The following is a 26,709-nucleotide window of genomic DNA, read 5'->3' as shown; positions in this document are numbered from 1 at the left end:
CCATCCATCACTTGTTTTTAAAGAGGCATTGCACATGACAAACATCATCAAGCTCAAGACCGGCTCCCCGTTTGAAGACCAGGCCAGCTATTCGCGCCTGGTGGTCGTGGACAACTGGATCTACGTGTCCAACACCGCTGGCCGCAACCCGAAGACCAAGCTGATTCCGCAAGACATCCTCGAACAGACGCATCAAGTATTTGCCAACATTGAGGCAGCGCTCGCAGCGGTCGATGCGACCCTGGCTGATGTGGTGTGTTCGCGGGTGTTTATCCAGGACCCCAATGACGTAGCGGACGTGATGACCCTGATCGGTGAAAAGTTTCGCGGCATTGACCCGGCCAGCACCGTCACCTGTCCACCCTTGGGGTCGACGGTCTACAAGGTTGAGCTGGAAGTGACGGCGTATCGCAACGCGTCGAAGGCACACGTCGAAGTCATTCGACTGTTGCAGTGATCGTCACGCGGCCACGCGCTGGCGTGGCTTACCTCATTCGCTGACCGAGTCTTGATCATGGCACCGACTATAGCGCCCGTGAAAACGTCTACCGCGTTTCCCTCTACAACCTCCGTCGTCATCATTGGCGGCGGGATTATCGGCCTGACCGCTGCATTGACATTGGCCGAACGCAATATCTCGGTGGTGGTGCTGGAAAAAGGCCATATCGCCGGTGAGCAGTCGTCACGCAACCTGGGCTGGGTACGCAAGACCAGCCGCCACGCGGCCGATATTCCCCTGGCCCTCGCCGCGGACCGCTTGTGGGCGAAGATGCCTGAGCGGGTAGGGGCGGATGTCGGGTATCGCCAGGAGGGCATCATGTTCGTGGGCCGCACCCCAGCGCAGATGGCAATGCATGAGGGATGGCTCAAGTCGGTGGAGCATTTGTCACTGGATTCGCGGATGCTCAGCAAACGCGAAATTGGCGAGCTGGTGCCAGGCGGCGTGGGTGACTGGGCTGGTGGCATCTTTACGCCATCCGATGCCCGTGCCGAACCGACGCTGGCAAGCAGCGCTATCGCCAAGGCCGCCCTGGACAGGGGGGTGGTAATCATCGAGCAGTGCGCGGTCCGGACGCTGCAGATGTCCGCCGGGGTGGTCAGTGGCGTGGTCACGGAGAAAGGTGAGATTCGTTGTGATCATGTGCTGCTTGCAGGGGGGATGTGGTCTCGGCGCTTTCTGGGCAACCTCGGTGTGTCGTTGCCGACCTTGCCTTTGACCTGTTCGGTGCTGCGCACTCACTCAATGGAAGGGCCGACGGAAATTGCGGTCGGCGCACCTGACTTTTCGTTTCGCAAGCACAAGGACGGCGGCTACATCATTACCCAGCGCGGCAAACTGGATGCCTTCCTGACACTCGATCACCTGTTGCTTGCCAAGCAATATATGCCGCAGTTCCGGGCCCAACGCAGCGTCCTGAACGTGACATTGGGCAAACCTTTTTTTAATGACCTGGCGCTTGCCCGACGTTGGCAATCCGACAGCGTCAGCCCGTTCGAACGCGTCAGGGTGCAGGACCCGGCCGCCAACCCGCGGCTCAATAACGACGCAATGAACAACCTCATTGCCGCCTGGCCGGTCTTTGAACACGCGCGGATCGCCCAGGCCTGGGCAGGCACTATCGACGTCACGCCCGATTCCAATCCGGTCATTGGGCCGGTCGCCCAGATTCCGGGGCTGACCGTCGCCACCGGCTTCTCGGGGCACGGTTTCGGCACGTCGCCGGCGGCCGGTCACCTCGCAGCGGATCTTGTCAGCGGTCATACGCCGATCATTGATCCAAGCCCTTATCGGTTCGATCGTTTCTAGGTCGGTCGAAGCCACGCATTAAGGAAACCACCGATGCCATCTGACAGCTGTTTCTTTACCAACCGTTCGGGCTTGCGCCTGCACTTTTTGCGCTGGGGCGAATCGACCGGCGTGCCCCTGGTGCTATTGCATGGTTTGCGGGCCTACGCACAAACCTGGGAATCGCTGGTGCAATCTCTGGGTGCGGGCTACTGCATCTATGCCCTTGACCAGCGCGGTCGAGGACTGAGTGACTGGGCCTCGCCTGACAGTTACCACACGCAGTCGTATGTCGAGGACCTTGAAGACCTGGTCGCCCATGTTGGCCTATCGCGTTTTGTGTTGCTGGGGCACTCATTAGGCGGCGCCAACGCTCTTGAATATGCGCGGCAAAACCCGGGACGGCTGATGGGCTTGATGATCGAGGACATTGGTCCCGGCTCTTCAACCCAGGGCGACGGCGCCGCGCGCATTCGCCGCGAGATGAGCCAGACACCCTTGCAGTTCGAAAACTGGGAAGCGGCCCGCGCATTCTGGCAGGCTTCGCGTCCGGGGTTGTCGGAGCAGGGCCTGGCATCACGGCTCGCTCATTCGATGAAAGAGAGCGAGGGCGTGATCACCTGGCGCCACGATCAGCAGGGCATTGCGCAAGCGCGCCTGAGTATCGAGCCGACAGACCTGTGGCCGGCGGTGCACGCACTGGATTGCCCGACCTTGTTCATTCGCGGCGGGCGCTCGGACTTCCTTCCGCCCGCGATGCTGCAGGCGATGAGCGCCAGCAACCCGCAGGTTCAAACCGTGGAGGTCGCGGGTGCCAGTCACTATGTGCATGACGATCAAGGCGAGGTGTTCAACCGGCTGGTCTCGGGGTTTCTCATGAGCCTTGCGATCCGCGCCCAATGAAACCCACGGCACGTCTGATTGCACTGTTGGCATCGCTGACGGCCTTCGTGCCGTTTTCCATCGATACTTACCTGCCCAGTCTTCCGCAAATTGCCAATGACCTGTCGAGCAGTACGACCCAGGTGCAGCACACGATCAGTGCCTTTCTCGCCGGGCTGTGCCTGGGCATGCTGTTCTACGGACCACTGTCGGACCGGTATGGGCGTCGGACTCTGTTGCTGGGCAGTCTCATGTTCTATGGCCTGGCGACCCTGGGCTGTTTGTTTGCCGGCAGCATCGAGCAACTGACTGCATGGCGATTTCTCCAGGCCCTTGGTGGGGCCGGCGCGCTGGTCCTGGCGAGGGCCGTCGCCAGAGACCTGTTCGGCCTGGCACAGGCGGCCAAGGTGCTGTCCTGGATGCATCTGCTGACGATGATGGCGACGTTGGTCGCGCCAATGATCGGTACGTGGCTGGTGCTGATCGACGGCTGGCGCACGATATTCGCCGCGTTGTTCATCCTTTGCGGGTTATGCCTGCTGATGGTGAGCCTGGGGCTCAACGAAAGCCTTCCGGCACCGGCGCGCAGCACCTCGCTGAAGGGCGCGTTCGCCGCGTACCCGGGCGTCGTCCGACAACCTCGGGCGGTGGCGCTGATCCTGTGCATGGCGCTGGCGTTTGGTGGCATGTTCGCTTTTATCACCGCTGCCCCCTTTGTGTACGTCGTGTACTTCGGTGTCTCGCCACGTACCTTCAGTTGGCTGTTCGGCCTGAACATCCTCGGCATCATCGTGGTGACCTTTATCAATGCCCGCTGGGTCACTCGCTTCGGACCGCAGCGCATGCTGGGTGTGGGTGCCGTGCTGGCCGGCGGGGCTGGGCTGGCACTGATGGTGGCGGGGTACACGCAGTGGGGCGGGTTGTGGAGCATCGTCCTTTGCATGGTGTTGTACATGGGCGTCACCGGGTTGCTTGGGGCCAATTGCACGGCAAGCCTGATGAGCATGTTCCCGAGGCAGGCGGGGGCGAGTGTCGCCCTGGGTATCTCGGTGCAATTCGCCACCGGGGCGCTGGCCAGTCTGTGGGTCAGTCGCCTGGCCGATGGCACGCCATGGCCCCTGTGCCTGGTGGTGGGAAGCTGTGGGCTTGGTTGTCTTGTTGCGTATGGCATCTCGATCTACGCGCCTGTCAGTCCGGTCGCTGCGCGCGATGACGTGAGTGTGCCGCTTCAACCTTGACTTCAAACCTTCTCCCGTCAAAGACCCACTGCATTGGTGCATGTCGAAATCAGACTCGAAGGCGGCGCGTTCAGGCTACTTGCGTTGAAGGTGAGACGCGTAAGGTGGCGCGTCATTCCGTATCAGTGAGCAGTTGTGAAGACTGATGGGGAATGCTTAGAAGCGCTGAGGTTCGCCGCTTACCATAAGGGGCAACAGGAAAATGATGATCGCCTGACCCTCAGTCAGCACGCTTTAACGTCGATCACCAGAGAACAAAAAAAACAATGGATAGCCTCAACTCCAAAGATTCGAACGGTCAGTTGGCGCAGGGTTTCAAACCGCGTCACGTCACAATGCTTTCTATCGCGGGAATTATTGGCGCGGGTTTATTTGTTGGCTCCGGCCATGCCATCGCGGCCGCGGGGCCAGCGGTATTGCTGGCTTATCTGTTCTCCGGCCTGTTGGTTGTATTTGTCATGCGCATGCTGGGTGAAATGGCGGTTGCCAACCCGGACACCGGATCGTTCTCAACTTACGCCGACCAGGCCATCGGGCGTTGGGCGGGCTTCACCATCGGTTGGCTCTATTGGTGGTTTTGGGTGCTGGTGATACCCATCGAGGCGCTCGCGGCAGGGCACGTACTGAACCAGTGGTTCCCACAAATCGATACCTGGTTGTTTGCGTTACTGTCGATCATTGCGCTGGTCGTGACCAATCTGTTCAGCGTGTCCAAATATGGCGAGTTCGAATTCTGGTTTGCGATGGCCAAAGTCGTGGCAATCATCGGATTCATCGGCCTTGGTTTTGCGGTGTTGATGGGTTGGATTCCTGACCACCAAGCCAGCGGCTTGAGTCGACTCATGGCAGAACATGGCGGATTTGCACCCAACGGCTTGTCAGCGGTCGTCGGGGCATTCATCACCATCATGTTCAGCTTCATCGGCACAGAGGCGGTGACCATCGCCGCCGCCGAATCCAGCAACCCTGCGCAGAACATCGCCAAAGCCACACGTTCAGTGATCTGGCGCATCGGTGTGTTCTACTTGCTGTCCATTTTCGTGGTCATTTCCGTGGTGCCCTGGAATGATCCGTTGCTGGCGTCTGTCGGCTCTTACCAGCGCGCGCTGGAGCTGATGAACATTGCGCACGCCAAGATGCTGGTGGATGTGGTGGTGTTGATTGCCGTGGCCAGCTGCATGAACTCGTCGATCTATATTTCCTCGCGCATGTTGTTTTCCCTGGGCAAACGCGGTGATGCACCGAAGCCGATGAAGGTCACGTCGTCTGCCGGCGTGCCGCGTGCTGCGGTGATTGCCAGCACGGTACTGGGTGCCGGTGTCACTTTGTTCAGCTATTTCATGCCCGCCGGTTTATTCCAGTTTCTGCTCGCCAGCTCCGGCGCCATTGCGTTGCTGGTGTACCTGGTTATCGCCGTGTCGCAATTGCGCATGCGCGGGATTCTGCGTCGGCAGAACGTCACGCTGACCTTCAAGATGTGGTTGTTTCCATGGCTCACCTGGTTGGTCATCGCCTTCATCTGCGCAGCATTGGCGGTGATGATGGTGACGCCAGAGCACCGTCTGGAGGTGTCTTCAACCATCGGCCTGGCGTTGGTGATTTCCTTCATCGGCCTTGTGACCACGCGTCACCATGGGCGACCACAGAGGGCGGTGTCGGCGCAACGTTCAGCGTAAATCTGCTTGCGATCTCATCAGTGCGCAAGCAGCGGCGGGGCGGTTAACACCGCCTGCGCCGCGGGTCCTTACCGTTCGCTGCGAGAGTAACTTCGATGGCATACGACACCTCTAAGCCCGCGCCTCCCCAAACCGTCGGTTTTTTGCTGCTGGACCAATTCACGTTGATCTCTCTGGCGTCTGCCGTTGAGCCTCTGCGAATGGCTAATCAGTTGACCGGCCAGGAACTGTATCGCTGGCACACCTTCAGTCTGGGAGGCGAGCGGGTATGGGCAAGCGACGGCATGCCGATCACGCCGGATTCATCGACTGATAGTGCACCGGCGCTTGATACGGTGATCGTCTGCGGTGGCATTGGCATTCAAAGCGCTGTGACCCGGGAGCACGTTACCTGGCTGCGATCCCAGGCGCGGCGCTTGAAACGGATCGGGGGCGTGTGCACAGGTAGCTGGGCCTTGGCCCAGGCTGGGTTGCTCGATGGTTTCGACTGCAGCGTGCACTGGGAATTTCTGGCTGCCATGCAAGAAGCTTTTCCGCGAGTGAACCTCAGCTCCAGTTTGTTCACCCTCGACCGTGACCGTTTCACCTGCTCGGGTGGAACTGCTCCCATGGACATGATGCTGCACCTGATCAGTCGCGATCATGGTCATGAGCTGTCGGCGGCCATCTCCGAAATGTTTGTCTACGAGCGCATCCGCAACGAGCAGGATCACCAGCGAGTCCCCCTCAAGCACATGCTCGGTACCCATCAACCAAAGTTGCAGGAAATCGTGGCGCTGATGGAGGCCAATCTGGAAGAACCGATCGAACTGGATGAACTGGCAAATTATGTCGGTTTGTCCCGTCGACAACTCGAGCGGTTGTTTCAGAAATACCTGCATTCCTCGCCTTCGAGGTATTACCTCAAGCTGCGCCTTATCCGCGCGCGTCAGTTGCTCAAGCAAACACCGATCTCCATCGTGGAGTTGTCGGTGGTATGTGGCTTTGTGTCCACACCCCATTTCTCAAAGTGCTATCGCGAGTGTTTCGGCATTCCTCCCAGCGAGGAGCGCTCGGTCACGCAAACGCAACGCCAAGTGACAGCCAGCCCGATTGCGCAGGCATTGCCACCGGCAAGGTCGATGAGTTTGCTCGATCAGGCGCGTGATGAGTCAACCTTCGCAAGTGTCAAAATCGTGAAATCCTGAGCCATCCGGGTGGGCAGGTTTTCGGCGAGATGATCTGTTACCTGGCTACCATTTTTCACCCATTTGGGGCGCGCTGAGCCATTTCGTAGCACACGGCGAGTCGCACGCTGATCAAAGACTCATCGGTTCCTGAGTCGAAACTCCTTTCCAATGAAGACCTTGAAGCCGTATCAAGCGAAATGGCACGGTTTCTGCTTTTTTGAATCCATGGATAATTGGATACAAAACTGCAAAAGGTGACTTTATGCAATTCGCTCCCGCCTACGTTGAACGTCAGCCCCTGACCGCCGAGGAGGAGGCTTACAACTTTTTGCTGGAAGCAATCTGTGGTGGTCGTTACCGCAAGGGCGATCGGCTGATCGCGGAGGACATTGCCAGCGAAATCGGCATGAGCCGGATGCCGGTGCGCGAAGCCTTTCGCCGTCTCGATGCGCAAGGCCTGGTCACCCTGAGGCCCAACCGTGGCGCCATCGTCAGTGGCCTGAATTTCGATGAATTACACGAAGTATTCGAGATGCGCAGTGCCCTCGAAGGCCTGGCCATCCGCGTGGCCGTGTCCAGGATCGGTGAGCGTCAGCTGGCGGCTCTGGAACGCATGCTGGACGAGATGGATGACTACCGCGACGAAAGCGCCGAGTGGGTCAGGCTTCATCGTGCCTTCCATGAACACCTGTGCAGCCTCAGCGGCCGTCCTCGGCTGATGAAGCAGATATCGGCGCTGTATTCGTTGATCGAGGCGCCAATGCGTCTGTGGCTGCAACACAGCGAAAAACCCTTGAGCGCTCGCCAGGAGCACGCGGTGATCCTCGACGCCATCCGCTCAGGCGATGTCGACCGGGCCGAGGCGGTGGTGCGCGAGCACATCGAGGGCACGGTGCCGGCGCTGATCCAGTTTCTGCAATCGGAAAAATAGAATCGGGCATCAACCCGACAGTGTGTTTTGACTTTGAGTACTGCCCCGTTACTAAACAACTGGAGTGTCTCGTCATGCATAAACGCCAAATGTTACTCGCCGCCATCTCCCTCGGACTCTGTACACAGTGGGCGTTTGCTACGCCACAAGTGCCGGAGCGACTGCAAAAGGCTGACAAACTCACCTATTGCTCGGGCATGGATTCACCGCCCCTGGTGTCTTTCGATGAGGCGCAAAAGCCCCGGGGCCTGACGGTCGACCTGGGGCTGGAAATCGCCAAACGGCTGGGAGACAAACCGGTGCAATGGCGGGTCATTCCGTTCTCCGGGTTGCTGCCGGCATTGCTTGCCCAGCAGTGCGACATGATCGTTGATCAGCTGTTCGACAAGCCCGAACGCCGGGAAGTGATCGACATCGTCAACTACATGTATTCCAGCCAGTCAGTGGTCGTTCCCAAAGGCAATCCCAAGGGCATCAAGACCCTGGATGGACTGTCCGGGCACAAGGTCGCCGTGCTCAACGGCTCGACGATCAAAACCTTGCTGGACGCCGAGAACGAAAAACTGACCAAGGCTGGCAAGCCCCCAATGAAACTGGTGGTCTACAACAGTGATACCGACGCCTTTCAGGCGCTGCGCATCAGTCAGGTGGACGCCTACGGTACGACCGTGGAAACCGCCGGTTACTACGCGGCCATGGCGCCCGATCTGTTCGAGGAAGGGGTGCCGGCGTTCAGCCGGATACTCACCGGTTTGGGCGTTCGCAAGGATGATCCGCAGCTCACCGCAGCGGTGCAACAGATCATCAGTGACATGCGCAGCGACGGCAGTTACGTGCAGTTGCTGAGCAAATGGCATGTTCCCAGCGACACACTCGACTGAGGCGAACACTCGATGAATTTCAATTGGGATGTGTTCTGGCAATACCTGTTGCAGCCCAGCGGGGTGTACCTCACCGGACTTTGGCTGACTTGCCTGATCAGTGTGCTGGCAATGACGCTGGGCTGCGTGCTGGGTCTGGCGGCGGCGTTGATGCGCCTGTCGCGTAACCCTTTGCTCAACCTGCCTGTGCGGTTTTATGTATGGCTGATGCGCGGCACGCCGTTATTGGTGCAAATCGTTTTTCTCTATACCGCATTGGCAGCGGGCGGCATCTTCCGTTTCGAAGACGTGACGCTGTTGGGGTTGGTGGTGCCGGGCAATATCCAGGCAGCGATCATCGCCTTGGGCCTGAACGAGGGTGCCTACATGGCCGAGATCATTCGTGCCGGGATCGGCGCGGTGGACAAGGGGCAGTACGAAGCGGGGCGTTCGCTGGGCATGACCTTCGCCAAACTGATGCGGCGTATCGTTCTGCCTCAGGCGTTTCGGGTCATCGTTCCGCCGTTGGGCAACGAATTCAACGTGATGCTCAAGAACACGACACTGGTCAGCGTGATTGGCGTGCAGGAGTTACTGCTCAGTACGCAAATGGTCACGTCGGCGACATTCCGGGTCTTCGAACTGTACTTGGTGGTGGCGATTTATTTCCTGCTGCTGACCACCCTCTGGGGCTTCTTCCAGCGTTGGCTGGAAGCGCGTTTCGGGCAGTCCGATCGACCCGCACCGCCGGCGGCTGGTAGTCGCATGTTCGGCCGCGGCACGTTGAAATTGCTGAGGGGGCGTTAAGCATGGCGCACAAAAGTGAAGAACTGATCATCGAGGCGCTGGACATTCATAAGTCCTTCGGCGACCTGGAGATTCTCAAGGGAATTTCCTTGCAGGTGCGGCGCGGTGAAGTCGTGGTGTTGATCGGTGCCTCGGGTTCAGGCAAGACCACCTTTATTCGCTGCATCAATCTGCTGGAGGACATTCAGGGCGGGCGCATTCGCGTCAACGGCCGAGCCATGGGGTATCGAGAGCGCGCCGATGGCAGCCTGGTGCGCGACTCCGAACGCAACATCGCTCGCCAGCGTCGGGACATCGGGATGGTCTTTCAACGATTCAATCTGTTCCCCCACATGACCGCGCTGGAAAACATTATTGAGGCGCCGATTCAGGTCCTCGGCGTGCCACGCGCCGAAGCGTTGGAACAGGCCAGGGCCTTGCTCGCGCGGGTCGGTCTGGCGGACAAGGCCATGCATTACCCGTCGATGTTGTCCGGTGGGCAGCAGCAGCGCGTGGCAATCGCCCGGGCGCTGGCAATGAAACCTCAAGCCATGCTGTTCGACGAGCCCACGAGCGCCCTCGATCCGGAAACCGTCGGCGAGGTGCTGCAGGTGATGAAGCAGTTGGCCGATGACGGCATGACGATGGTGGTGGTCACCCATGAAATGGGGTTTGCCCGAGAAGTCGCCGACCGCGTGGTGGTCCTCGATCAGGGCGAATTGATCGAGCAGGGGCCGCCGGAGCAGATCTTCAGTCGACCGACCCACCCGCGAACCCAGGCCTTTCTCAGCCGCGTGCTGTGACCTTCTCAGTCGGGTCTTTTTTCACCCGGCATGGAACCGGATACCTGCGGCCAATGAATCTTTGATTGGAAGAGCTTTTGCCATGTTGAAATTTTCTGCCCACGAATATCCCTATCCTTCGCAACGTCAGAGTGTGTTTGCCCGGCGTGGCATGGTCGCGGCCTCGCAGCCCCTGGCCGCCGAGGCCGGCATCGAAATTATGCGCAAGGGCGGTAACGCCATTGATGCCGCGATCGCCACGGCGGCAGCGCTGACGGTGGTTGAGCCCACCGGCTGCGGCTTGGGCGGCGACGCCTTTGCTCTGGTCTGGAGCAAAGGCCAATTGCATGGGTTGAACGGCAATGGACAGGCGCCGGCAGCGCTGACGATCGATGCAGTCAAGGCGGGCGGTCACGAGCAGATGCCGCTTTATGGCTGGACGCCGGTCACGGTGCCCGGTTGCCCATCGGCCTGGGCGGAGCTCTCCAAACGGTTCGGCAAGCTGCCCTTTGCCGACTTGCTGCAGCCCGCCATCAGTCTGGCCAGGGATGGCTTTCCACTGTCTCCGGTGGTTGCTCGACAATGGCAGACGGCTCTGGATGAATTCAGCCCCCATCGAGACCCGGTGCTCGACGCCTGGTTCGATACGTTCCTGATCGATGGCCGTGCACCCAAGGCCGGTGAAGTATTCTGCAACCCGGCGCAAGCCCGAACGCTGCAAGAGCTGGCTGACACCGCGTGTGAAAGCCTCTATCGCGGTGCATTGGCTCAGCGTCTGGATGCCCATTCCCGCGCCACCGGCGGTTACCTGCGCGCCAGCGACCTGCAAGACTATCGCGCCCAATGGGTGGACCCGATCAGCATCAACTATCGCGGCTACGATGTGTGGGAAATCCCCCCAAGCGGACAAGGATTGGTCGCCCTGATGACCCTGAAAATCCTTGAGGGCTTTGACTTCGATCACCGCGACAGCCAGCAGACCTGGCACCGTCAACTGGAAGCCATGAAGCTGGCCTACAGCGACGGGCTGCATTACATCACCGATCCACTGCATATGCGTGTGGCCGTGGCTGATCTTCTCAGCGATGCCTATAGCAGCCATCGTCGCGAACAGATCACTGATCAGGCGCGTGAACCCAATCCCGGTGATCCCCATGCCAGCGGCACGGTTTACCTGGCCACGGCGGATGCCGAGGGCAACATGGTGTCCTTCATCCAGAGCAACTACCACGGCTTCGGTTCCGGTGTGGTGCTGCCAGACAGCGGCATCGCCTTGCAGAACCGTGGACAGGAATTCAGTCTCGACCCTGACCACGCCAACTGCCTGGCACCGGGCAAAAAAACCTTTCACACCATCATTCCCGGATTCATCAGTCAAGGCGACGTGCCGGTGGGGCCGTTCGGCGTCATGGGTGGCTACATGCAGCCCCAAGGCCATGTGCAGATGGTCATGAACCTGGTGGATTTTGGTCTTAACCCCCAAGCCGCGCTGGACGCGCCACGGTGGCAATGGTTAGGGGAAATGAAGGTCGGCATCGAACAGGGAGCGTCTCGGGATCTGGCGGCTTCGCTGGCGCGCCGCGGACACCGGATTCAGGTCGATTGCGACCTGATCAATTATGGGCGAGGGCAGATCATCATCCGGGACCCGGACACTGGTGTGCTGTGCGGCGGTACTGAGCCGAGAGCGGATTCCCATATTGCTGTGTGGTAACAGAGTGTTGGGGGCCAGGCGCCTTATCCGGCCTGGCGTCCCTTGCCCAGTACATTTTTGCGTCGTTGATCGTGCGGTATCGACAGCAACGGAAAACGGTCGCTCCTGCACGCTCGATAATGATCTAGCACGATGAGTGTGGGACTTGTGGCTTTCTTGATCGATGTCAACCACATGGATCGGACGGCTCTGTAGTCTCCAGAGACCGACATCCCGTGCACTTTTACCGTAACGGGTTGCCTTGACTCAAGGCGAAACCTCTATGATCTATCCGCTGATTCTGACGTTGCACCTGTTTGCCGCGCTGATCTTTATCGGCACGGTGTTCTTCGAAGTCCTGTTCCTTGAAAGCATCCGCAAACAGCTACCCGCCAGGGTCATGCTGCTGGTCGAGCAGGGCATCGGCCGGCGAGCGCGCACGCTGATGCCGTGGGTGCTGCTGGTATTGTTCGGTGCGGGGCTTGGCATGGTCTGGCTGCGCTACCTGCCAGTCCTTGCCTCACCATTGGCGTCATCGTTCGGCACATTGCTGGCCTTGAAAATTGCGCTGGCCGTGAGCGTGTTACTGCACTTCCTGGTGGCTATGTTTTTGTTCAAAAGTGGCCGAATGAGCCCGCGATACCTGCAGTTCATCCACGGCAGCTTGTTCTGTCACATGGTCGTTATCGTGCTGCTGGCCAAGGGAATGTTCTATCTGACCTGGTGATGGCTTTGATCGGTGGTCTGTTCTTCCAGGACTTTGCTTGTGCTTGATGCAAATCAAGGCGCATGGGTCGTCGAACCTCGACACTGATGATCCGCAGCCAGTCTCGGAGACTCGTCATGCTCGATTTCTTTCACAACCCCGGCGCGCTGATCGCCCGGTGCGATCAGGGCGTACTCGACCCCAACTGTCATGCCGACACGCAAAAATTCCATGAGGGTATCGGCTCACTGGATCTGCTTCGCGCGTTGCGCGTCAGCCGCCAGAAGCGACGTCCGTTGTCCCTGAACGTGCAGTTGCCCTCCAGCCTCAAGCTGTCCTTTTGTTCCCCTCGCGATAGCGCCGACGAGCACCAGAATATTGAGCAGTACCTCCAGCATCTGGAGCAGGAGATCGACCTCGTCGGTTGCCACCTGGATGCGCAGCAACGGGTGGAGCAGTTTCATCTGGGCGGCGGAACACTCACCATTGCTCACATAGAGCGGCTGATGAGTCATCTGCGTGGCCGATTCAACTTTCTCGTCCATGAGTGCGGCGACTACAGCGTCGAGGTCGATCTCTATCAAACCGATTGGGCGACCATGGGCGTGCTGCGCGACCAGGGTTTCAATCATGTCAGCATCGGCGTTCCGGATTTTGACAGCGACTGTGAAAGGTCGGTGGCGTGTTACCAGAACCCGGCGCCGATCCACTCGCTCATCGATGCCGCGCGCACTTTTGGCTATCGATCGATTAACGTCGACCTGGGTTTTGGGCACGCGTGGCAGACACCCGAAAGCTTCGCGCTGAAACTGGCGACGATAATCGCACTGGAGCCGGACAGGTTGATGGTGTTCGACTATGCACGGCCACCAAGACGCTATCGGCCAGTGAGCGCTGATACCGCCAGAGCGATGTGCAGCCAGGACGCTAAAGGCGCGATGCGTCAGATCTGTTTTGAACAACTAATGTGCGCGGGTTATCACTACATCGGGTTGGGCCAGTTTGTCCGGCCCGACGATGATCTGGCGATAGCTCAGGAGCGAGGCCGGTTACGCCGCAGTTGTGAGGGTTTCACCCGTCACGGGTATTGCGATCATATCGGTTTCGGTTTGGGTGCCATCAGCCAGATCGACGATTTGTATACGCAAAATACCGACGGGATTGACAGTTATCAGCAGCAACTGGACAGCGGGCAATTGCCGACGTGCCGTGGTTGGCGCTTCGAGGCAGGGGAGCAGATCAGGCAAATGGTCATGGAGCGACTGGCGTGTGATCTGGAACTCGATATCCGCGCCATCGAAAGACGTTATGGGCTGGTTTTTTCCAGGTATTTCTCGTCCGTCTGGCCGTTGCTGGAGCAATTGAGTCGCGATGGGTTGATTGAGTTGTCGGACCGTTTCATCAGCATTCTTCCCGCCGGTCGGCCAGAAGTGGATGCCATCTGCAACCTGTTTGAAAAGGATTTGGGGTGCGAGGCATTAACCCCCTTGCGAGTTGATCAATCATGAACACGACTTTTGATTTCAATCGCGCCCTGGTCGAAAAATACGACCGTCCGGGGCCGCGCTATACCTCTTATCCCACTGCGCCACAGTTTCATCAGGCGTTTGCCGTTGACGACTATCAGCGTGCCGCCCGCGACAGCAATCAGGTGGTCGCGCCAAAGTCACTGTCGGTGTACATCCACATCCCGTTCTGCAAAAGCCTTTGTTACTACTGCGCCTGCAATAAAATCATTACCCAGAAAACCCATCGCGCCGTCGAGTACCTGACATACCTCAAGCGTGAAATCGCGATGCAGTCGGCCTTGTTCGACAACACCCGCAAACTGACTCAGCTGCACCTGGGGGGCGGCACGCCGACCTACTTGACCAGCGAACAGCTGGCGGACCTGATGGACTGCCTGCACCAAGCGTTCAACATGGATGACAGCGATGATCACGAGTTTTCCATCGAGGTCGACCCGCGCACCATCAGCACCGAGCAAATTCGGTCGTTGCGCCAATTAGGCTTCAATCGCCTGAGCTTCGGCGTGCAGGATTTCGACCCGGACGTGCAGGCCGCGGTCAATCGCCAGCAAAGTGAAGAGCAGATTTATGCGCTGGTTGCTGCGGCACGCGAGGCGCAATTCAAGTCGATCAGCGTCGACCTTATCTACGGCCTGCCCCTGCAAACCGTGCAGAGTTTCGACGTCACCCTCAGCAAGATCATAGCGCTGCGTCCGGACCGGATTGCCGCCTACAGCTACGCACATTTGCCGGAGATGGTTCGCGCACAACGGTTGATTCGTCCCGCCGACATGCCGCCACCGGAGCGCAAGCTGGAATTGCTTGAACTGACCATCCGCCGTCTGACCGCGGCCGGTTACGTCTATATCGGCATGGATCATTTCGCCTTGCCGGACGACGAGCTGTCGCTGGCCCGCGCCAATGGCACCCTGCAGCGTAACTTTCAGGGCTACTCCACCCACGCCGACTGCGATTTGATCGGCCTTGGAGTGTCGTCGATCGGCAAGGTCGGCGACAGCTACAGCCAAAGCGTCAAGGAGCTTTCGCAGTACTACGCGCGAATCGATCAAGGATTGTTGCCGGTGCATCGGGGTTACCGCTTGAATGCCGACGACCTGCTGCGCCGTGAGGTGATCAGCGACTTGATGTGCCATGGCCGTATCGCGTTCAGCCCGTATGAGGCGCGTCACGGCATTTGCTTCACCGAGTACTTTGCCGAGGCATTGGCGCAGTTGGGCGAGCACGTTCGCGATGGGCTGCTGCAGATTCACCACGACGAACTGGTGCTGTTGCCGCAAGGGCACTTGATGATGCGCAGTGCCGCGATGGCGTTCGACGCCTATCTGGGGGGTGAACAAAAAGGCCAGTTTTCGCGTACGGTTTGAGCCCCTGGCGCGTGCCATCCGGGGGGGTATTTTCGCAAGTTGATTTCAATCAAGGGCCGGGGGCGCAACGCTCCCTAACATGACCGCAAGCCCCTTTTAAATCAGCGAACCCATGACAACCCATCAGCCTTTGATACACGGCAACCTACGCGCCTGGGGCGTCGCGCTGGTGGTCATGCTGGTGGTGATGTTCGCTACCTTCGAGGCGGTGCAGGCCAAGCAATACGGAGACATCGAGCAGCAGCGCATCGAAAAAACCTTCCCTCATACCGACTCCGTTTCCGCCCCCGAAGGCCGGTTCAAGGTGCGCACGCTGTCCGCCGCCGGCAAAGTCATCGGTTATGTGTTCCAGAGCCTGGACGTGGTGGATATTCCGGCCTACTCGGGCAAGCCAATCAATACCCAGGTGATCCTCGACACGGCCGGCGTGATTCAGGATGCCTATGTGCTGGAGCACCATGAACCGATTCTGCTGATTGGCATTCCTGAGGCAAAACTTCACGGTTTCAGCGCCAGGTACAAAGGCATCAAGGTCAGCCAGCGGGTTGTCGTCGGCCATTCCAGCGACCCGAACGCGGTCACCGTCGATGCCATCGCTGGCGCAACTGTCACCGCCATGGTGGTCAATGAAGTCATCATGCGCGCCGCCCATGAAGTGGCCGTGTCGCTCAAGCTAATCGAGGACAAGGGCGGGGTGGTGAATAAGCCCGCCACCATCCGCCAGGACTTTTTCGAGCCCGCCAGCTGGGAACAACTGACCGGCAATGGCGCCATCCGCCGCTTGAACCTGACCCGTGGCCAGGTCGACGCCGCCTTCAAGGGCACCGAAGCCGAAGGCGTCGACACTGCCCCCTCCGACCAAGTGGATGACACCTTCATCGAGCTGTACACCGCCGACCTGAACCCGCCGACCATTGGCCGCGCACTGCTGGGCGACAACCAATATCGTTTCCTCATGCAAGACCTCAAGCCCGGCGAGCAGGCCATCGCGGTGCTGGGGCGCGGGCTGTTTTCCTATAAAGGCTCGGGGTATGTGCGCGGCGGGATCTTCGATCGGGTGCAACTGCGCCAGTTCGGCAACGTCATCAGTTTTCGCGACATGGACCATCAGCGGCTCTCAGATGTGTTTGCCAAGGGCATGCCGGAATTCACTGAAATGTCGATTTTCATCGTGCGCGAACCAGCCCGGTTCGACCCGGGATCGCCCTGGTCCCTGGAATTGCTGGTGCGTCGCCAAACCGGGCCGCTCAGTGGCACGTTCAGCAGCTTCGAACTGCCTTATCAACTGCCCGAGCTGTACCTTGAACGGCCACTGCCCAGCCCCGAAGAATTGGCCGCCCTCGAGGAAGCCGGTCGGCCGATGTGGTTGACCATCTGGTACCAGAAATCCTTTCAGATCACCGTGCTCGGGACCGCGTTACTGCTGCTGACGGTGATCCTGTTCCTGCAGGACACCTTCACCCGCCGGCCACGGTTTCTGCATTGGCTGCGCCGGGGTTACCTGGCCTTTACCGTGGTGTTTCTCGGCTGGTATGCGCTGGGGCAGCTGTCGGTGGTCAACGTCCTGACCTTTGTGCATGCGCTGTTCGAGCACTTTCGCTGGGAGCTGTTTCTCACCGACCCGCTGATCTTCATGCTCTGGGTCTTCGCCGCTGCGAGCATTCTGCTGTGGGGACGTGGTGTGTTTTGCGGCTGGCTGTGCCCGTTTGGCGCCTTGCAAGAGTTGATCAACGAAGCCGCGCGTACGCTGAAAATCCCCCAATACGAATTGCCCTTCGCGGTCCATGAGCGGCTGTGGGCGATCAAATACATCATTTTGCTACTGCTGTTCGGCATCTCCCTGGAGTCGATGTCCACCGCCGAACTGTTCGCCGAGGTGGAACCGTTCAAAACCGCCATCACCCTCAGGTTCGACCGCCAGTGGTGGTTCGTGGCCTACGCGGTGGCGCTGCTGGTCATCAACGTCTTCACGCGCAAGGTCTATTGCCGCTACATCTGCCCGTTGGGAGCGGCGCTGGCGATTCCGACCAAATTGCGCCTGTTCGACTGGCTCAAACGCCGCAAGGATTGCGGCACACCCTGCCAACTGTGCGCCAAGGAATGCGAGATCCAGGCGATCTATCCCGATGGTCGGATCAATGCCAACGAGTGCCACTACTGCCTCGATTGCCAGATGACTTACCACAACGAGAACAAATGCCCGCCGCTCATCAACAAGCGCAAGAAGCGCGGCAAACCGGCACCCACCCCTGTGCAACTGATACCTGTCGTGGAAGTGAACGCTCTGGAGTGAACCCCGCGAGCACCTGTGCGCAGTGACCGTTTTTATCCCTTCAAGGAACACACCTGATGAACGACACAGAATCCAAAAAAGCCACTGAAGTGCCGGAATCGACCGGCCTCAGTCGTCGAGGCTTCCTGGGCACCAGCGCGGTGACCGGCGCAGTACTGGCCGGTGCCACGGCCATCGGTGGCGCGGTGTTTACCCGTGAGACCTGGGCGGCAGCGGCCAAGGACGCGCAACTGAAAACCCACGTCGGGCCGGGCGAGCTGGACCAGTACTACGGTTTCTGGAGTGGCGGTCATCAGGGTGAAGTGCGGATCATGGGCATTCCGTCGATGCGCGAGTTGCTGCGTGTGCCGGTGTTCAACGTCGACTCCGCCACTGGTTGGGGCCTGACCAACGAAAGCAAACGGATCATGGGCGACAGCGCTCATTTCAAGAATGGCGACTGCCACCACCCGCATTTGTCGATGACCGACGGCAAGTACGACGGCAAATACCTGTTCATCAACGACAAGGCCAACAGCCGCGTTGCGCGTATCCGTCTGGACATCATGAAGTGCGACAAGATGCTCACCGTGCCCAATGTGCAGGCCGTTCACGGGCTGCGCCTGCAAAAAGTGCCGCACACAAAATACGTGTTCGCCAATGCCGAGTTCGTGATTCCACACCCCAATGACGGCAGCACCTTCGACCTGCAGGACAAGAACAGCTACACGATGTTTAACGCCATCGATGCCGAGAAAATGGAGATGGCCTTCCAGGTCATTGTCGACGGCAACCTGGACAACACCGACGCCGACTACACCGGCAAATACGCAGCGTCCACCTGTTACAACTCGGAGAAGGCCTACGACCTGGGCGGCATGATGCGCAACGAGCGCGACTGGGTGGTGGTGTTCAACATCCCGCGCATCGAAGCCGCGATCAAGGCGGGCAAGTTCATCACCCTCGACGGCTCAAAAGTGCCAGTGGTCGACGGTCGCAAGGACGAAGGCAAGGACAGCGCGTTCACCCGTTACATCCCGGTGCCGAAGAACCCGCACGGCATCAACATGACACCCGATGGCAAGTACTTCATTGCCGCTGGCAAACTTTCGCCTACCTGCACGATCATCGCCACCGCGAAGCTGGATGATCTGTTCGACGACAAATTCAAGGACCCGCGCGACGTGGTAGTCGGCGAACCGGAACTGGGTCTGGGCCCGCTCCACACTACCTACGATGGCCGCGGCAATGCCTACACCACGCTGTTTATCGACAGCCAGGTGGTGAAGTGGAACGTGGAGGAGGCCATTCGCGCGTACACCGGCGAGAAGGTCAACTACATCAAGCAGAAATTTGACGTGCAATACCAGCCGGGCCACAACCATGCCTCGCTGACGGAAACCAGAGACGCCGACGGCCAATGGCTGATGGTCCTGAGTAAGTTCTCCAAGGACCGCTTCCTGCCGACCGGACCGCTGCACCCAGAGAACGACCAGTTGATCGATATCTCCGGCGAGGAAATGAAGCTGGTGCACGACGGCCCGGCTTTCGCCGAACCCCACGACTGCGTCATGGCCCGCCGCGACCAGATAAAGACCAAGAAAATCTGGGACCGCAACGATCTGTTTTTCGCCGAAACCGTGGCCATCGCCGCCAAGGACGGGATCAAGCTGGAGACCGACAACAAGGTCATCCGCGACGGTAACAAAGTCCGCGTCTACATGACTTCGATGGCCCCGGCCTATGGCCTGTCGGAATTCACCGTCAAGCAGGGCAACGAAGTCACCGTGACCATCACCAACATCGACCAGATCGAAGACGTGACCCACGGTTTTGTCATGACCAACCATGGCGTGAGCATGGAAATCAGCCCGCAGCAGACGTCTTCGATTACCTTCACCGCCGACAAGGCCGGCCTGCACTGGTACTACTGCAGCTGGTTCTGTCATGCGCTGCACATGGAAATGGTCGGCCGCATGAAGGTCGAGAAGGCCTGACCGTTGCCCGTCGACAGGAGCGAAGCAATGACTCAGAGCAAGGGAAACCCGGTGGAGGTCATTGCGCTTGCGCTCCTGCTGATGTCCGGCAGCGCGCTGGCGGTGCAACCCATCAACACGTTGCCGTTTCAGGTGGACGCCGATCAACGCTGGCACCTGCCGGCGGGGGAATACCGTGGTTCGTTCAGCGTCGATCAACCAATGCAGATTCTTTGCGAGCCGGGCGCGGTGTTCCAGGGGGAGGGGCAGGGCAACGGTTTGATCATCAGTGCGCCGGATGTCGGCATCGAGGGCTGCACCTTTCTGGACTGGGGGCACGACCTCACGGCAATGAATGCGGCGGTGTTTATCCAGCCCAAAGCCCATGGCGCGGTAATCAAAGGCAATCGCCTGCAAGGCCAGGGGTTCGGTATCTGGGTCGATGGCACTCAGGATGTGAGCCTGATCGACAACCGTATTCAGGGGGATCCGGCGATGCGCTCCCAGGATCGCGGCAATGGCATTCATCTGTATGCGGTGCATGGCGCCAAGGTCATTGACAATCAGGTGCGCGATACCCGCGATGGCATCTACATCGACACTTCCAACGGCAACCTGCTGCAGGGCAATACCCTGGAAGACCTGCGTTACGGCGTGCATTACATGTTCGCCAACGATAACCAACTGATCGGCAACACTACCCGTCGCACCCGCACCGGCTACGCCCTGATGCAAAGCCGCAAGCTCACGGTGATTGGCAATCGCTCCGAACAGGATCAGAACTACGGAATCCTGATGAACTACATCACCTATTCAACCTTGCGTGACAACTTCGTCACTGACGTGCGCGACGGCTCGACCGGCGACAGCATGATCAGCGGTGCCGAGGGCAAGGCGTTGTTCATCTACAACTCACTGTTCAACAGCATCGAACACAACCACTTTGAGCACAGCGCCGTGGGCATTCACCTCACCGCCGGCTCGGAAGACAACCGCATCGCCGACAATGCTTTTGTCGGTAATCAACGGCAGGTCAAGTATGTCGCCACCCGCTTGCAGGAATGGTCGGCGGATGGCCGCGGCAACTACTGGAGCGATTACCTGGGCTGGGATCGCAACAGCGATGGTCTGGGCGATATCGCCTACGAACCCAATGACAACGTCGACCGGCTGCTGTGGCTGTACCCGCAGGTGCGGCTGTTGATGAACAGCCCCGGCATCGAGTTGCTGCGTTGGGTGCAACGGGCCTTTGCGGTGATGAAATCGCCGGGTGTCCTGGACAGCCATCCTCTGATGAAGTCACCCACGCCAAGCCTGACCCAGGAGCCCACCTCATGAACGTCGTCGACATCCAAGGCGTCAGCCAGCGCTACGGGCACACCACCGTGCTGCATCAGCTCAACCTCAGCCTTGCGGAAGGTGAAGTGCTGGGCTTGTTCGGGCACAACGGTGCGGGCAAGACCACCAGCATGAAACTGGTGCTCGGCCTGCTCCAGGCCAGCGAAGGGCAGGTCAGGGTGTTCGGCCGTTTACCCAGTGATCCGCACGTGCGGCGCCTGCTCGGTTATCTGCCGGAGAACGTGACCTTTTACCCACAGCTGAGCGGTGTTGAGACCTTGCGCCATTTCGCACGACTCAAAGGTGCCGCGTCCGCTCAAGTGGACGCACTGCTGGAGGAAGTCGGCTTGGCCGGTGTGGCGCATCGGCGGGTCAAGACCTACTCCAAAGGCATGCGTCAACGATTGGGGCTGGCGCAAGCGCTGCTCGGCGAGCCGCGTTTGTTGCTGCTCGACGAGCCGACCGTCGGCCTCGATCCCATTGCCACCCAGGACCTTTATCGCTTTCTCGATCGTCTGCGCAGCCAGGGCACCAGCATCATTCTCTGCTCCCACGTATTGCCGGGCGTCGAGGCGCACATCAACCGCGCCGCGATTCTGACCCAGGGACGCCTGCTGGCTCTCGGCAGTCTCCACAGTCTGCGTGAGGAAGCGGGGTTGCCGACGCTGATTCGCGCCAACGGCCTGAAGCACGCCGGGCCCTTGCAGCAACGCTGGAACAACGCCGGGCACGTCACCGAGCGCTGGGGCGTCGAAGGGCTTGAAGTGGCCGCGCTCAATGGCAGCAAGCTCGGGCTGTTGCGCCAACTGCTCAATGAAGACGAACCGGCCGACGTGGAAATCCATCAGCCGTCGCTGGAAGACATTTACCGCTACTACATGAGCCGGGCCGGTGCGGTGCCGATCGGGGAGGCCGTATGAACGCTGTCTGGAACATGGCCCGCAAGGAATTCAGCGACGGTTTGCGCAATCGCTGGTTGTTGGCGATCAGTGTGCTGTTCGCGGTATTGGCCATCGGCATCGCCTGGCTGGGCGCCGCGGCCTCCGGGCAATTGGGTTTCACCTCGGTGCCGGCCACCATCGCCAGCCTCGCCAGTCTGGCAACGTTTTTGATGCCGTTGATTGCGTTGCTGTTGGCCTATGACGCCATCGTCGGCGAGGACGAAAGCGGCACGTTGCTGCTGTTGCTGACGTACCCGTTGGGTCGCGGGCAGATTCTGCTCGGCAAGTTTGTCGGCCACGGGTTGATCCTGGCGCTGGCGACACTGATTGGTTTCGGCTGCGCCATGCTGGCCATCGCCGTGCTGGTGGACGATGTCGAACTGAGCCTGCTGCTCTGGGCCTTTGGCCGGTTCATTGCGTCGTCGACGCTGCTGGGCTGGGGGTTTCTGGGGCTGGCCTATGTGCTGAGCAGTGTGTCGGCCGAGAAATCCACGGCCGCCGGGTTGGCGCTGGGCGTGTGGTTCTTCTTCGTGCTGGTGTTCGACCTGGCACTGCTGGCGCTGTTGGTGCTCAGCGAAGGGCAGTTCAACCCGAAAGTGCTGCCCTGGTTACTGCTGCTCAATCCGGCCGACATCTACCGCCTGATCAATCTCTCCGGTTTTGAGCCCGGCGCGGGCACCACGGGTGTACTGACGCTGGGCAGCGATTTGCCGATGCCGGGCGCGATGCTCTGGCTGTGCCTGTCGTTGTGGGTGGCGGTGCCATTGGGCTCGGCCTGGCTGTTGTTTCGTCGCCGGGCGACATGAGTTTTCACTTTGATAGTTTTGGAGTAGTTGACGATGAGTACGTTTTATCTGACGACAATGCGCGCGGTGGCGGGCCTGATGATGTGCCTGTTGCTGACGGCCTGTGACAATCCGGCGCAAGCCACCTACAGCAGCGCCGCCACAGCCTTTCATCCCAGTGATGAATGCCATGTCTGCGGGATGATCATCAACGGATTCCCAGGACCCAAGGGCGAAGTCGTCGAGCGGGCCGGGGTGAAGAAGTTCTGCTCCACGGCGGAAATGATCGGTTGGTGGCTGCAACCGGAAAACCATCACGGCGATGCAAAACTGTATGTCCACGACATGGGCCGCAGTCCGTGGAACGCGCCGGATGACGCCCACCTGATCGATGCCAGAGATGCGTTTTACGTGGTCGGCACCCAGCTCAAAGGCGCCATGGGTGTGGTGTTGGCGTCCTTCTCCAGTCGCGAGGCCGCTGAAAAGCTTATCGCGCAACAGGGTGGTCGCTTGTTGCGGTTCAGCGAAATCACTCCGGGGCTGCTGCAGCAACCCTGACGCTGTCGAAAAAGCCTGATCGCCGTCAAGTCGGTTTTTTTCTGTCTGCTCAAAGATAGGGGCTCGCTACGTCCCCAGTGCTTGGCATCCGCGATGCCCAGGAGAACATGATGAAAACCGAGTTTCAGGATCGATTGGCGGTGGTCACGGGGGCCAGTTCCGGGATTGGCCTGGCCTTGTGTGCTGCGCTGTTGCCACGGGGCGTGAAGGTGCTGGCGATGTCGCGGACCCTCGGTGAATTACCGGCCTTGCAGCACATCTACGGCGATCGGTTGCAGTGGTTTGCCGGGGATGTCACGAATCAGCAAGACTTGGGCGAGCTGGCCGAGCGTGCGGCGGCGCTGGGCCCCGTGGACTATCTGGTGCCCAACGCGGGAGTCGCCGAAATGGCCGACAGTCTGGACATGTTGGCCTTCCAGCGACAGTGGGCGGTCAACGGTGCCGGTGCGCTGAATACCCTGGCGGCGTTGCGTGGGCAACTGGCGAACCCTGCTTCGGTGGTGTTTGTCGGGAGCTTCCTCACCGGTTTGAGCTTTCCCGGGTTGGCTGCCTGCATTGCCAGCAAGGCTGCACTGGTGGCTCAGGCGCGGACACTGGCCGTTGAGTTCGCGAGTTTTGATGTGCGAATCAATCTGGTCTCCCCGGGGCCGACCGCGACGGCGATGTGGGACAACCTTGGGTTGAGCGAGGGGGAGCTCGGCGACGTCGCTGACACCCTTGGTAAACGTCTGTTGCCTGGCCATTTTCTCGATGCGGCGGCGGTGGCCAATGTGATTGTCTTTCAGCTGTCGCAGGGTGCTCGGGGTGTCTACGGTCAGGACTGGAAAGTCGATAACGGCTATACCTTGGGCTGAAGGGGCGGAGTACATGCAGGAGCGAGCCTGCTCGCGATGCTGTAGATGTTGATCGTTCCCACGCAGAGCATGGGAACGATCAGGAATCATTAAGCGCAAGCTCGATTTACCGTTCATCAGTACTGGGTGGCAGAAGATGGGCTGACCATACATTTGGTTACTTTGGGGCGTTTGTGTCCGGTCCGTACACGCTTTTCCAAAGTGACTCGCTAAAAGCGAAACCGATAGACGCCGTTACCAAAGAAACGGATATACCCCCAAGGCCTAATGCGAAGTCCCCTCGGCAAACTCAATCTTGTTCCCCACGTTGTACTTGCCCGAAGGCTTGTTCATCGGAATGCGTTTGATCTCCTTCAGGGTATTGCTGTCGTAAACAATCAGCGCACCGTCGGTGGCCCAAATGCTCAACAGCAGGAAACGGCCGTCCCGGGTGAACTCAACATGAGCCGCGGTTTTTCCGGGTATCGGGCGCAAGGTGTGGGCAATTTCCAGGGTCTGTTTGTCGATCAGGTGAATTGCATCGTTGTCCGGCCCGAAGAACACGTCGCTCCAGGCATACCGTGAGTTGACGTGACTGCGCATGAAGAAGCCCGGCCCCAGGGTCGGGATTTCCTTGATCAGTGTCCACGTCTTGATGTCGATCACCGAAATCAGCCCCTTGCTGATGTTCGGCGTGGCGAACACCCACTCACCGTTACGTTTCCAATAGGTCCCCGAGCCCAAATGCGGCATGCCCGGCAGCGCGATATCGGTGATCACCTTGCCACTGTCGAGGTCGATCACCTGACCGCCCTGGGCCTTGCGCGAGGTGGCCAGCAACTGTTTGTAGTCCGGGGAAAAGGAGAAATCGTCGAGAAAATCCCCAGCGTGGATCCGTCGCGGCACGAAATCCGGGGTGCCGGCCCAGGACAGTTCCCACACTTCCTTCACGTCCTTGAGCGCGACGATAAAGCTGTCCCGTGTCGGGGCGGAGTACACCGCACTGACCCTTGACGCGGTGCCGTCCTCGCCGATCGCCGGGATGGTTTTGACCAGTGACAGATCGCGGGCATCCAGCACCACCAGGTTGCCCGGCAGGTAGTTGCCCACCAGCACCCAGCGACCATCCTTGCTCACCGCCAGGTTGCGGGTATTGAGACCGGCGCGGACCTCGGCGATCAGCTTCAGGTTGTGCAAGTCATACAGGCTGATCCAGCCGTCACGCGAGGCGAAGTAGACGAAGCGTCCATCCGGCGAGAACTTCGGCCCGCCATGCACGGCAAAGTGCGACGCAAAACGCGCCAGCACCTCGAAACGATCACCGTCGAGGATGTCGATGTGATGATCGCCGGCCTCCACCACCACGAACAGGTTCAGCGGGTCGGCACCATGCTGGGGCGTGTTGGGCAGCTTGCTGACATCCGCGAGCAGCGAGTGGCTGCCGAGAATGGCGTCATTGCTCCAGGTGGGCGCGGTGGCGGGCGGTTGCTGGAGGTAGTCCACAAGCGCGTCAATCCGTGCCGGGCTGAACACGTTGGCATAGCCGGCCATTTGGCTTGCGGGGCGACCGTTCTGGATCACGCTGCGAATTTCGTCCGGTTTGATCCGGCTCAGACTCTGCGGTAGCAACGCCGGTCCCGCCGCGCCAAAACGGTTGGCGCCGTGGCAGCTTTGGCAGTGTAGTTGGTAGTCGTGCGCCGCTTGTTCGAGTGCCGGAACCGCTGCGCCAGCCTGCGCCGCACTTATGCATAACAACTGGGCAAGCACCAGGCGCCTCATAGCGCCACCTTGCGTGGAGGTTTTGGGTAGAGGCGCGCCGGGTATTCCATGTGCTGCGCCGCGAACAGATCGACCACCTTTCCAATCACCGTCAGCGTCGGGATGCCCGGTGGGCAATCCAGTGCCAGGGTCGGCAGTTGGTGCAACAGGCCACGGGCGACATGCTGGTCGCGGCGGGTGCCGTTACTGATCAGTGCCGCCGGTGTGTCGGCGGCCATTCCGGCTTCGATCAAGCGCCGGGCGATAATCGCCAGGTTCGATAACCCCATGTAAAACACCAGGGTCTGGCTGCCGTCGGCGAGGCTGCTCCAGGGCAACGTCAACTCGCCATCGCGTTGCAAATGGCCGGTGATGAATCGACATGAGTTGACCAGGTCCCGGTGGGTCAGCGGAATGCCCGCGTAGGCGCTGCAACCGGAAGCGGCGGTGATGCCCGGGACAACCTGGCAATCAACGCCGCGTTGCAAAAGGTACTCAAGCTCCTCGGCGCCGCGACCAAAGATGAACGGGTCGCCGCCCTTTAGCCGCACCACGCGCTGCCCTTGATCGGCAAGGTCGGCGAGCAGTTCGTTGATCTGTTCCTGGGGCAGGCTGTGGCAGCCGCTGGCCTTGCCGACGTAATGCCTGGCGCAGGCCAGAGGGATCAACGTCAGCAGTTCAGGGCTGATCAAACGGTCGTACACCACGGCATCGGCCTGCATCAACAGGCTCCAGGCGCGCAGGGTCAGCAGGCGTGGATCGCCGGGACCGGCGCCTACCAGGGCGACTTCGCCCGGTCTGAACGGGGACATAAGCGCGGCCGGTAAAATAATCGATGGGTGCATG

Annotated in this window: 23 protein-coding genes; 21 read left to right on the top strand and 2 right to left on the bottom strand. The window is 59.7% G+C overall.

The window, feature by feature from the left end; genetic code table 11:
• Window positions 1-34: 34 nt before the first annotated feature.
• From QRN31_RS24060 to QRN31_RS23960, 21 genes are all read left to right on the top strand, one after another.
• Window positions 35-457 (top strand): RidA family protein, encoded by a 423-nt coding sequence (locus QRN31_RS24060; RefSeq protein WP_285434974.1) that lies wholly within the window; start codon window positions 35-37, stop codon window positions 455-457.
• 57 nt (window positions 458-514) lie between these two features.
• Window positions 515-1,807 (top strand): NAD(P)/FAD-dependent oxidoreductase, encoded by a 1,293-nt coding sequence (locus tag QRN31_RS24055; protein WP_285434972.1) that lies wholly within the window; start codon window positions 515-517, stop codon window positions 1,805-1,807.
• Window positions 1,808-1,840: 33 nt separating this feature from the next.
• The gene (locus QRN31_RS24050; protein WP_285434970.1) at window positions 1,841-2,689 is read left to right on the top strand and encodes an alpha/beta fold hydrolase; all 849 of its coding nucleotides are present in this window, start codon (window positions 1,841-1,843) and stop codon (window positions 2,687-2,689) included.
• Window positions 2,686-3,906: a multidrug effflux MFS transporter gene (locus QRN31_RS24045; protein WP_285434968.1), complete on the top strand. Its 1,221-nt coding sequence runs from the start codon at window positions 2,686-2,688 to the stop codon at window positions 3,904-3,906. Before QRN31_RS24050 ends, QRN31_RS24045 begins: the two co-directional genes overlap by 4 nt.
• A 266-nt stretch (window positions 3,907-4,172) precedes the next feature.
• Complete coding sequence (gabP, locus tag QRN31_RS24040; protein ID WP_285434967.1) at window positions 4,173-5,582, top strand: GABA permease; 1,410 nt, start codon at window positions 4,173-4,175, stop codon at window positions 5,580-5,582.
• Window positions 5,583-5,677: 95 nt separating this feature from the next.
• Window positions 5,678-6,769: a choline metabolism transcriptional regulator GbdR gene (gene gbdR, locus QRN31_RS24035; protein ID WP_285434966.1), complete on the top strand. Its 1,092-nt coding sequence runs from the start codon at window positions 5,678-5,680 to the stop codon at window positions 6,767-6,769.
• 244 nt (window positions 6,770-7,013) lie between these two features.
• Entirely contained in the window at window positions 7,014-7,682 is a 669-nt protein-coding gene (locus QRN31_RS24030) for a GntR family transcriptional regulator (protein WP_285434964.1), read from the top strand.
• A 74-nt stretch (window positions 7,683-7,756) separates the two neighbouring features.
• A complete protein-coding gene (locus QRN31_RS24025; protein WP_285434963.1) occupies window positions 7,757-8,563 on the top strand; it encodes an ABC transporter substrate-binding protein in 807 nt (268 codons plus the stop codon).
• Between the two features lie 12 nt (window positions 8,564-8,575).
• A complete protein-coding gene (locus QRN31_RS24020; RefSeq protein ID WP_285434962.1) occupies window positions 8,576-9,349 on the top strand; it encodes an amino acid ABC transporter permease in 774 nt (257 codons plus the stop codon).
• 2 nt (window positions 9,350-9,351) lie between these two features.
• Window positions 9,352-10,131, top strand: coding sequence for an amino acid ABC transporter ATP-binding protein (locus QRN31_RS24015; protein WP_056739793.1), 780 nt, complete (start codon window positions 9,352-9,354; stop codon window positions 10,129-10,131).
• Between the two features lie 82 nt (window positions 10,132-10,213).
• Window positions 10,214-11,824, top strand: a complete 1,611-nt coding sequence (locus tag QRN31_RS24010) for a gamma-glutamyltransferase family protein (RefSeq protein ID WP_285434958.1) — start codon at window positions 10,214-10,216, stop codon at window positions 11,822-11,824.
• A gap of 262 nt (window positions 11,825-12,086) precedes the next feature.
• Window positions 12,087-12,530: a CopD family copper resistance protein gene (locus QRN31_RS24005; protein ID WP_285434957.1), complete on the top strand. Its 444-nt coding sequence runs from the start codon at window positions 12,087-12,089 to the stop codon at window positions 12,528-12,530.
• Between the two features lie 116 nt (window positions 12,531-12,646).
• A complete protein-coding gene (locus tag QRN31_RS24000) occupies window positions 12,647-14,017 on the top strand; it encodes an oxygen-independent coproporphyrinogen III oxidase (protein ID WP_285435053.1) in 1,371 nt (456 codons plus the stop codon).
• The gene (hemN, locus tag QRN31_RS23995) at window positions 14,014-15,402 is read left to right on the top strand and encodes an oxygen-independent coproporphyrinogen III oxidase (protein ID WP_285434956.1); all 1,389 of its coding nucleotides are present in this window, start codon (window positions 14,014-14,016) and stop codon (window positions 15,400-15,402) included. Before QRN31_RS24000 ends, hemN begins: the two co-directional genes overlap by 4 nt.
• Before the next feature lie 175 nt (window positions 15,403-15,577).
• The gene (nosR, locus tag QRN31_RS23990) at window positions 15,578-17,695 is read left to right on the top strand and encodes a transcriptional regulator NosR (protein ID WP_502942520.1); all 2,118 of its coding nucleotides are present in this window, start codon (window positions 15,578-15,580) and stop codon (window positions 17,693-17,695) included.
• A gap of 53 nt (window positions 17,696-17,748) precedes the next feature.
• On the top strand, window positions 17,749-19,671 hold the full coding sequence (gene nosZ, locus QRN31_RS23985) for a TAT-dependent nitrous-oxide reductase (protein WP_502942519.1): 1,923 nt from the start codon (window positions 17,749-17,751) through the stop codon (window positions 19,669-19,671).
• Between the two features lie 27 nt (window positions 19,672-19,698).
• Window positions 19,699-20,988, top strand: a complete 1,290-nt coding sequence (locus QRN31_RS23980; RefSeq protein ID WP_285434951.1) for a nitrous oxide reductase family maturation protein NosD — start codon at window positions 19,699-19,701, stop codon at window positions 20,986-20,988.
• Window positions 20,985-21,908, top strand: coding sequence for an ABC transporter ATP-binding protein (locus QRN31_RS23975; protein WP_285434950.1), 924 nt, complete (start codon window positions 20,985-20,987; stop codon window positions 21,906-21,908). The genes QRN31_RS23980 and QRN31_RS23975 overlap by 4 nt, the downstream gene beginning before the upstream one ends.
• Window positions 21,905-22,735 (top strand): ABC transporter permease, encoded by an 831-nt coding sequence (locus tag QRN31_RS23970; protein ID WP_285434949.1) that lies wholly within the window; start codon window positions 21,905-21,907, stop codon window positions 22,733-22,735. The genes QRN31_RS23975 and QRN31_RS23970 overlap by 4 nt, the downstream gene beginning before the upstream one ends.
• A gap of 33 nt (window positions 22,736-22,768) precedes the next feature.
• The gene (locus tag QRN31_RS23965; protein ID WP_285434948.1) at window positions 22,769-23,272 is read left to right on the top strand and encodes a nitrous oxide reductase accessory protein NosL; all 504 of its coding nucleotides are present in this window, start codon (window positions 22,769-22,771) and stop codon (window positions 23,270-23,272) included.
• A gap of 110 nt (window positions 23,273-23,382) precedes the next feature.
• Window positions 23,383-24,126 carry an SDR family NAD(P)-dependent oxidoreductase gene (locus tag QRN31_RS23960; protein WP_285434947.1) on the top strand — a complete coding sequence of 248 codons (744 nt, stop codon included), beginning with the start codon at window positions 23,383-23,385 and terminating at the stop codon, window positions 24,124-24,126.
• Between the two features lie 264 nt (window positions 24,127-24,390).
• Here the strand turns inward: QRN31_RS23960 and QRN31_RS23955 are convergent, their stop codons facing one another.
• Both QRN31_RS23955 and cobA read right to left on the bottom strand, forming a co-directional pair.
• A complete protein-coding gene (locus QRN31_RS23955) occupies window positions 24,391-25,884 on the bottom strand; it encodes a nitrite reductase (RefSeq protein ID WP_285434946.1) in 1,494 nt (497 codons plus the stop codon).
• On the bottom strand, window positions 25,881-26,708 hold the full coding sequence (gene cobA, locus QRN31_RS23950) for a uroporphyrinogen-III C-methyltransferase (protein WP_285434944.1): 828 nt from the start codon (window positions 26,706-26,708) through the stop codon (window positions 25,881-25,883). The genes QRN31_RS23955 and cobA overlap by 4 nt, the downstream gene beginning before the upstream one ends.
• Window position 26,709: the final 1 nt, after the last annotated feature.

The organism is Pseudomonas sp. fls2-241-R2A-110, assembly GCF_030209165.1.
Classification (GTDB): domain Bacteria; phylum Pseudomonadota; class Gammaproteobacteria; order Pseudomonadales; family Pseudomonadaceae; genus Aquipseudomonas.
This window is presented reverse-complemented; position numbering and strand designations above follow the sequence as displayed.

What these genes read in the sequence shown, in the direction of transcription:
- QRN31_RS23970 (WP_285434949.1), top strand. Translation starts at nt 21,905, where the DNA reads ATGAACGCTGTCTGGAACATGGCCCGCAAGGAATTCAGCGACGGTTTG.
- QRN31_RS23960 (WP_285434947.1), top strand. Translation starts at nt 23,383, where the DNA reads ATGAAAACCGAGTTTCAGGATCGATTGGCGGTGGTCACGGGGGCCAGT.
- QRN31_RS24020 (WP_285434962.1), top strand. Translation starts at nt 8,576, where the DNA reads ATGAATTTCAATTGGGATGTGTTCTGGCAATACCTGTTGCAGCCCAGC.
- nosR (WP_502942520.1), top strand. Translation starts at nt 15,578, where the DNA reads ATGCTGGTGGTGATGTTCGCTACCTTCGAGGCGGTGCAGGCCAAGCAA.
- cobA (WP_285434944.1), bottom strand. Translation starts at nt 26,708, where the DNA reads ATGCACCCATCGATTATTTTACCGGCCGCGCTTATGTCCCCGTTCAGA.
- QRN31_RS24055 (WP_285434972.1), top strand. Translation starts at nt 515, where the DNA reads ATGGCACCGACTATAGCGCCCGTGAAAACGTCTACCGCGTTTCCCTCT.
- QRN31_RS24010 (WP_285434958.1), top strand. Translation starts at nt 10,214, where the DNA reads ATGTTGAAATTTTCTGCCCACGAATATCCCTATCCTTCGCAACGTCAG.
- QRN31_RS24015 (WP_056739793.1), top strand. Translation starts at nt 9,352, where the DNA reads ATGGCGCACAAAAGTGAAGAACTGATCATCGAGGCGCTGGACATTCAT.
- QRN31_RS24045 (WP_285434968.1), top strand. Translation starts at nt 2,686, where the DNA reads ATGAAACCCACGGCACGTCTGATTGCACTGTTGGCATCGCTGACGGCC.
- gbdR (WP_285434966.1), top strand. Translation starts at nt 5,678, where the DNA reads ATGGCATACGACACCTCTAAGCCCGCGCCTCCCCAAACCGTCGGTTTT.
- QRN31_RS23980 (WP_285434951.1), top strand. Translation starts at nt 19,699, where the DNA reads ATGACTCAGAGCAAGGGAAACCCGGTGGAGGTCATTGCGCTTGCGCTC.
- hemN (WP_285434956.1), top strand. Translation starts at nt 14,014, where the DNA reads ATGAACACGACTTTTGATTTCAATCGCGCCCTGGTCGAAAAATACGAC.
- QRN31_RS24050 (WP_285434970.1), top strand. Translation starts at nt 1,841, where the DNA reads ATGCCATCTGACAGCTGTTTCTTTACCAACCGTTCGGGCTTGCGCCTG.
- QRN31_RS24000 (WP_285435053.1), top strand. Translation starts at nt 12,647, where the DNA reads ATGCTCGATTTCTTTCACAACCCCGGCGCGCTGATCGCCCGGTGCGAT.
- QRN31_RS23965 (WP_285434948.1), top strand. Translation starts at nt 22,769, where the DNA reads ATGAGTACGTTTTATCTGACGACAATGCGCGCGGTGGCGGGCCTGATG.
- QRN31_RS24005 (WP_285434957.1), top strand. Translation starts at nt 12,087, where the DNA reads ATGATCTATCCGCTGATTCTGACGTTGCACCTGTTTGCCGCGCTGATC.
- gabP (WP_285434967.1), top strand. Translation starts at nt 4,173, where the DNA reads ATGGATAGCCTCAACTCCAAAGATTCGAACGGTCAGTTGGCGCAGGGT.
- QRN31_RS23955 (WP_285434946.1), bottom strand. Translation starts at nt 25,884, where the DNA reads ATGAGGCGCCTGGTGCTTGCCCAGTTGTTATGCATAAGTGCGGCGCAG.
- QRN31_RS24025 (WP_285434963.1), top strand. Translation starts at nt 7,757, where the DNA reads ATGCATAAACGCCAAATGTTACTCGCCGCCATCTCCCTCGGACTCTGT.
- QRN31_RS24060 (WP_285434974.1), top strand. Translation starts at nt 35, where the DNA reads ATGACAAACATCATCAAGCTCAAGACCGGCTCCCCGTTTGAAGACCAG.
- QRN31_RS23975 (WP_285434950.1), top strand. Translation starts at nt 20,985, where the DNA reads ATGAACGTCGTCGACATCCAAGGCGTCAGCCAGCGCTACGGGCACACC.
- QRN31_RS24030 (WP_285434964.1), top strand. Translation starts at nt 7,014, where the DNA reads ATGCAATTCGCTCCCGCCTACGTTGAACGTCAGCCCCTGACCGCCGAG.